This window comes from Halalkalicoccus sp. NIPERK01, from assembly GCF_030287405.1.
In the GTDB taxonomy this organism is placed as follows: domain Archaea; phylum Halobacteriota; class Halobacteria; order Halobacteriales; family Halalkalicoccaceae; genus Halalkalicoccus.
This window is the reverse complement of the sequence record NZ_JASVVV010000029.1, coordinates 1-275: the sequence shown is the minus strand read 5'-3', so window position 1 is coordinate 275 and position 275 is coordinate 1. Positions and strand designations below refer to the sequence as shown.

Here is a 275-nt window from a genome sequence, read left to right as displayed (position 1 = left end):
CCAAATCGATCTTCAGCTTCATGTCTTCGCTCCTTCTTCGACAGGGGGATTGGGGGTCTGGGTCGGCATCGAGTTCGACAGTGCGGCCGTCAGGTTGCTGCGGTCCTCGTGATCCCAGAGCTTGTTAATGCCGGCGATAACCTCGCGGAATGACAGCAGCAGGGCAGTGAAAAGGCCCGCGTCAGCGAGCGGCACCTTGCCGTCCGGTGTCATCCGCGCGACGGCTTGGTCGAACGTGTGGCCGATCAAGTACAGGATAGCCGCGGCGAGCAGCG

Annotated in this window: 1 protein-coding gene; it reads right to left on the bottom strand. The window is 61.8% G+C overall.

The features are described from left to right. Window positions 1-18 precede the first annotated feature (18 nt). On the bottom strand, window positions 19-275 hold a 257-nt coding region (locus QRT08_RS18440), incomplete at its 5' end, for a hypothetical protein (protein WP_286047457.1).